Origin of the sequence: Mycobacterium sp., from assembly GCF_032162605.1 — a bacterium.
Classification (GTDB): Bacteria; Actinomycetota; Actinomycetes; order Mycobacteriales; family Mycobacteriaceae; genus Mycobacterium.
In genome coordinates this window covers 1-4,062 of record NZ_JAVROT010000636.1, presented here as the reverse complement: position 1 = coordinate 4,062, position 4,062 = coordinate 1, and the positions used below count along the sequence as shown (strand labels likewise).

The window sequence follows — 4,062 nt, the reverse complement described above, 5'->3', positions numbered from 1 at the left end:
CAACCTCGAGGCCAATCTGAAACCGCTGCCGCCCCAAGCGGAGTACGGCTGGTGGTACCAGTACTACTTCGCCACCGAACGCGGCCAGCAGGGCTACCGGCAGAACACCCACGACTTCAACGAGTTGATCTGGAAGAACGCCTCTCCGTTGTGGCCGTTCGACGACGCCACCTATGACCGCAGCGCCGCGGCGTTCGCCAACCCCGACCACGTCGACATCGTCATCCACAACTACCGCTGGCGCCAGGGCCTGGCCGCCGGCGAGCCGCAGTACGACGACATCGAGCGCCGCCTCGCCGGCAAGCCCGTCATCGCGGTCCCGACGATCACGCTGTCCAGTGACTTCGACGGTCCCGCCAAGGACGGCAGCGCCTACCGCAAACAGTTCAGCGGCAAATACTCTCATCGCGTCCTCGACGGCATCGGGCACAACGTGCCACAGGAGGCACCGCGGCAGTTCGCCGACGCGGTCATCGAAGTAGGCGGCCTCTGACCCCGGTTGGGGTGGTGACCAAGTTCACCTCACCACGGCAGCGGCTCACAATCGTCGAAGAACCCGCCTGTCGCACCGGCGTCGCCGACCGTCGCCCAGTACACCGCGGCGCGCGCTCCCTCGTCCGTGCTGCGCACCCCACGGAAGTCGTTCAGCTCCGTGGCCACGTACCCAGGCGTGACGGCGTTGATCTTCACGTGGGACAGCGCGGGATCGTCGATAAAAGCGTTGGCGTACTTGACGGTCAGCATGTTCACGGCGACTTTCGTCGCGGAGTAGGCGAACGACTCGTGTGAGTGGGCGAACATGGAGCCCTTCTCTGTCGCCTTGGCGAATATGGCGGAATCGCTGGAGACGTTGAGGATTCGAGCGGATGAGGACTTTCGCAGTAGCGGAAGCATCGCGTGAATCACGCGGACCGTGCCGAATACGTTGGTCTCGAACTCCTGGCGCATGTCTTCGGCAGACACTTCCGTCGCGGGTTTGCGGACGAGCACGCGGGCGTTGTTCACCAACATGTCGAGGCGGCCATACTCACGGTCGATGAACCCGGCGGCCCGCTGGACGGATGTGGCATCGGTGACATCGATCTGTACTGGTCGCGCCGCGACTCCGGCCGTGGCGAGATGGGCGGCCGCCTTCGCGCCGCGCTCGACGTCGCGGCTACCGAGGAGCACGGTGAGGCCACGCTCCGCGCGTTGACGCGCAGTGGCCAGGGCCTATGCCCTTGTCGGCACCCGTTACCAGGGCGACGACCGTTTCCACGGACATCATTGGACTCCTTCGTATGTGGACTGAAACAGTGCAACGCACGGCACGTCGCTACCATTCACGCCCTTGCACGGACACGGCTCTCCGCTCGCTCGAGAATCGAGGGAGGCGGTCCGTCGTGGATCTTCGGCATGTTCCGTTTCGCGACAGCCCGCATCAATGGCGCACACCGGCGTACCTTGACAAGCGGAGTAAATCGTCCGATTGAGGAATGCGCATGAACGCGGGACCACGGCTGGCAGGCAAGCGGGCACTCATCACTGGCGGCGGCCGGGGAATCGGCGCGGCGATCACCCGACGACTGGCCGCCGAAGGCGCGAGCGTGGCGGTGAACTTCCGCCATGACGAGCGTGCCGCGCAGGATCTCGTCGACGAACTCGTCCGGAACGGCCACCACGCCAGCGCCTTTCGTACCGACGTCAGCGACCGGGCCCAAGTGATCGAACTGGTGAACCGCGTCGCGGATGCCTTCGGTGGCCTCGACGTCGTCGCGAGCAACGCCGGTGTCGAACACTTCGGCGCCCTTGACTCGATCACACCGGCCGACTTCGACCGGGTCTTCCACACCAACGTCGCCAGCCAGCTGTTCGTGACCCAAGCTGCTGCGGCAGCCATGACGGACGGCGGACGGATCCTCCTGACCTCGTCGGTCAGCGCTCGCATCGCCGTCTACCAGCACACCCTCTACGCCGCGAGCAAGGCCGCGGTGACGGCGATGGTGCTGAACCTGGCGCCGGAGTTGGCGGAGAAGGACATCGCCATCAACGCCATCGCCCCAGGCGGTACCAACACCGACATGGCTGCCGAATACGCCACCAGGTACACACCTCAGGCGCTGCGCGATGTGCCCAACGAGGCAGTGATCGGCTCCATGAACGCGTTGGGGCGACTCGCCGAGCCCGACGAGATCGCCGCGGTGGCAGCGTTTCTCCTCTCTTCCGACGCCAGCTACATCACCGGCGCAACGCTCGACGCCGCGGGTGGCTGGATCTAGAGGCCCCCGGGTCTTCGCGCGAGCGTGCGTGCTTGTACAACAAGACCGGCGTGTCGCTGTACAGACCCGCACGCTCGCGGGGGAAGGGTGGCCAGGCTCGAGGCGGCGACCCCTACGCCGCGCAAGTATGCGGCTCTCCTGCCACGACCGCTGATTCCTCGCAGCCCTCGAGGAGCGCCGTACGCAGCAGGCGGCGTGCGCGGTGGATCCTGGACATCACGGTGCCCAGCGGAATTCGCTCGATCTCGGCGATCTCCTTGTAGCTGAGCTGGCATGGATAGGCGTAGTAGAGGATCCGCTGCAGAGACGGGTCCAGCGACTGGAGTGCCTGCCTGATGCAGTCGTCGGGCAACCGTTGCAGCGCTTGCGTTTCCGCGGACGGGGCGGTGTCGAAGCGTCGACTGTCCGCGAAGAGCTGGGCATCCGTGAACGACTCGGTGAGCGTCTCCTTGGGCCGGCGTTCGGTTCTGCGGTGCGAGCTGATCCACGTGTTGACCATGATGCGGAACATCCACGCGCGGAGGTTGGTCCCCGGGTCGAAGGAGCCGAATCCCGCCCACGCCTTCGCAAAGGTCTCTTGGACCAGGTCTTCGGCGTCGTGGGCGTTCTTCGAATAGCGGCGGGCAGCGCGCCCGAGTTCCTCCTGGAGCGCAAGCGCCTCCCTCTCGAAGAGACGGGCTCGACTCACGTCGGCGGACGTCGCCGTCGACGGGATGTTCTCGTGAATATCTGTGGTGGCCATGTCGTTTCACTTCGTCTGGATGGATTGGTGACTTCATCCCACCAGCCCGACCAGTATCTAGTCCAACGATTGATTTGGATGCCCGTCATCGATTTGGAAGATGACAGCGACACCGCGACTCGATCCGGTCCGGCGTGCGTTCAAATGGTCGGAAGACGAATCGAGAGGAGCAGCAGTTGTCGATCCTGTCCGCGCGCCCCGTGGCCGACGCGGTAGCGCGAGTGTTCGCGGGCGCGGTCAACCCCGCGCCCAGACCCGGCGTGCGCTTCCCCGAGATCAGCGATCACACGACGACCATCTCCATACCCGCCCGACACGGCGACGTCGCGGCGACCGTCTACGGTCCGCAGTCGACCAACGGTGATCAACCCGCGGTGTACGTGAACGTCCACGGCGGCGGCTTCGTCGTCGGTCATCGCGAACAGGACGATCCGTGGTGTCGCTACCTCGCCGCACACGCGAACGTGGTGGTGATCAACACCGACTACGTGCTCGCCGCTCATCGAAGGTTTCCAGCACCTGTCGAGCAGATCTACGACGTGCTTCGGTGGGCGTCATCCGGCGAGCACGACTGGGACGGTCGCCAATTGTGCGTCGGCGGCCAGAGTGCGGGCGGAAACCTCGCCGCCGCCTCGCGCCTCGCACTCGAGAACGGTGACCCGGCTGTCAAACTCCAAGTGCTGCACTACGCCCCGCTGGACCTCGTCACGAGCGCGAAGGACAAGCGCACACCCCTGGGCAACGGCGCCGTGCTACGACCGTGGATGAGTGAGGTGTTCGACACCGCCTACCTCCCCGACGCTGTGCAACGGCGACACCGACTGGCCTCGCCGGCCTGGGGAATCAACGCCGACGGTCTCGATGGCATCGCGCCCGCGCTCGTGATCACCGCCGAGTACGACCCGCTGCGCGATCAGGGCGAGGCGTACGCACAGCGACTGCGCGACGCGGGCGTTCCTACGCAATCAGTGCGCGCCGACGGGCTCTTTCACGGCTTCTTCGGCATGCACCCCTTCCTGCCGCCGGCGCGTGCAGCGTGGGATACGGCGATCGGCGCGCTAC

5 protein-coding genes are annotated in these 4,062 nt (G+C 65.7%); 3 read left to right on the top strand and 2 right to left on the bottom strand.

The genetic code is table 11. From position 1 onward, the window contains the following. A partial coding sequence (locus QOI01_RS36210) for an alpha/beta fold hydrolase (RefSeq protein WP_526389078.1) occupies positions 1-493 on the top strand: 493 nt, incomplete at its 5' end. Between the two features lie 29 nt (positions 494-522). Here the strand turns inward: QOI01_RS36210 and QOI01_RS36205 are convergent. Next, entirely contained in the window at positions 523-1,209 is a 687-nt protein-coding gene (locus QOI01_RS36205) for an SDR family NAD(P)-dependent oxidoreductase (protein WP_526389080.1), read from the bottom strand. 272 nt (positions 1,210-1,481) lie between these two features. On the opposite strand from QOI01_RS36205, the gene QOI01_RS36200 reads away from it, so the two are divergent. Beyond that, on the top strand, positions 1,482-2,258 hold the full coding sequence (locus QOI01_RS36200) for an SDR family NAD(P)-dependent oxidoreductase (protein ID WP_526389076.1): 777 nt from the start codon (positions 1,482-1,484) through the stop codon (positions 2,256-2,258). Positions 2,259-2,370: 112 nt separating this feature from the next. On the opposite strand, the gene QOI01_RS36195 is transcribed toward QOI01_RS36200, so the two are convergent. Next, positions 2,371-3,000 (bottom strand): sigma-70 family RNA polymerase sigma factor, encoded by a 630-nt coding sequence (locus QOI01_RS36195; protein WP_526389074.1) that lies wholly within the window; start codon positions 2,998-3,000, stop codon positions 2,371-2,373. 176 nt (positions 3,001-3,176) lie between these two features. Between QOI01_RS36195 and QOI01_RS36190 the strand changes: the two genes are divergently transcribed. Continuing rightward, the coding region (locus QOI01_RS36190; RefSeq protein WP_526389072.1) for an alpha/beta hydrolase at positions 3,177-4,062 on the top strand (886 nt) is incomplete at its 3' end.

Bases quoted from the DNA above. Each gene is read 5' to 3' on its own strand.
- QOI01_RS36195 (WP_526389074.1), bottom strand. From the start codon at position 3,000: ATGGCCACCACAGATATTCACGAGAACATCCCGTCGACGGCGACGTCC.
- QOI01_RS36200 (WP_526389076.1), top strand. From the start codon at position 1,482: ATGAACGCGGGACCACGGCTGGCAGGCAAGCGGGCACTCATCACTGGC.